Consider the following 975-nt stretch of genomic DNA (forward strand, 5'->3'; position numbering starts at 1 on the left):
GGTAGGGTCGAGGACTGGCGCGCCGCACATCCAAGAGCCTTGGATGTGTACGTTTCCAGCCCCCGCCTCATCGCACGCAGCATGCGGATTTCCCGCACTACGCGCCCCCATTCGCTTCGCATCAAGGTTTATGGGACCTATCACGCTGGGCAGCTTTCGTCAGCCGTGTTTTACCCGGTAGTCGTTGAACAGCTTCAGGGTATCGTACAGCCATGATTTACTCCACTGCTCCCAGCCGAAGCCCTTTCGTTGCCGTGCCCGCGCCAGATGGCGCCTGACCTTCTTCTCCACCCAATCTCTGATGTAGCTGAAACACCTGCCAGAGTGTCCAGCCGAAAAGTAGTTCACCCAGCCCCGGAGCTTCGGATTGATCAGGTTGATGACCCTGCCAATCGGTTGCGATCGGTGCCGACGAAATACTTCCTTCAGATCCCGCAGTAGCGCCGTTCGCTTCTTCAGCTTGGGCGTGTAGTGCGGCCGCATCGCTCCCCGCAAGCTGCGGATGTAGCGAAAGTCAAAACCCAGAAAGCCGAAGCTCTTGCCTCGCCCTAGATCGACTATGCGGCTCTTCTCATCATTGATTTCAACCTGCAGCTTGTCGAACTCCTCTCGAAGTCGCTTGGTCACAGCACCAATCAGCCAGTCATGACGTTTGTGGGCGTCGATCAAGACCACCAGTCGAGTCGCCCGGGGGAGTTTCACCCCCAGGCGCTCACAGATCCGGACGTGAACGTCTCCGCTCATCCGGCTCTTACCGTCCAGCCGCCGTCTTGTGCAGCATCGGCCAATGGGCCAATAGCGTGGGGGTGCGGCACGCAATGTCCCGTACCCAGTGCTCTGCCCGTCTTCGATGTCGCCGCAGACGTTTGTATTTCGACATCGCCCATCGCGCGAGACATCGGTCGAGATGGCGTAGTGTCGGATAAAGCGCCGACTTGTAGTACCGACCATAGTAGTTCATCCAGCCTCGAATGA

2 protein-coding genes are annotated in these 975 nt (G+C 58.3%); both read right to left on the bottom strand.

Translation table 11 applies throughout. The features are described from left to right. Positions 1 to 159: 159 nt before the first annotated feature. Positions 160 to 675, bottom strand: a complete 516-nt coding sequence (locus tag J6525_RS46440; RefSeq protein WP_225649614.1) for a group II intron maturase-specific domain-containing protein — start codon at positions 673 to 675, stop codon at positions 160 to 162. Positions 676 to 751: 76 nt separating this feature from the next. Further along, positions 752 to 961, bottom strand: coding sequence for a group II intron maturase-specific domain-containing protein (locus tag J6525_RS46445; RefSeq protein ID WP_225649324.1), 210 nt, complete (start codon positions 959 to 961; stop codon positions 752 to 754). Between the last annotated feature and the right edge of the window lie 14 nt (positions 962 to 975).

Origin of the sequence: Bradyrhizobium australafricanum, from assembly GCF_020329495.1 — a bacterium.
Lineage (GTDB): Bacteria > Pseudomonadota > Alphaproteobacteria > Rhizobiales > Xanthobacteraceae > Bradyrhizobium > Bradyrhizobium australafricanum.

Excerpts from the sequence above, each read along its gene's own strand:
- J6525_RS46445 (WP_225649324.1), bottom strand. The coding sequence starts at position 961 with ATGAACTACTATGGTCGGTACTACAAGTCGGCGCTTTATCCGACACTA.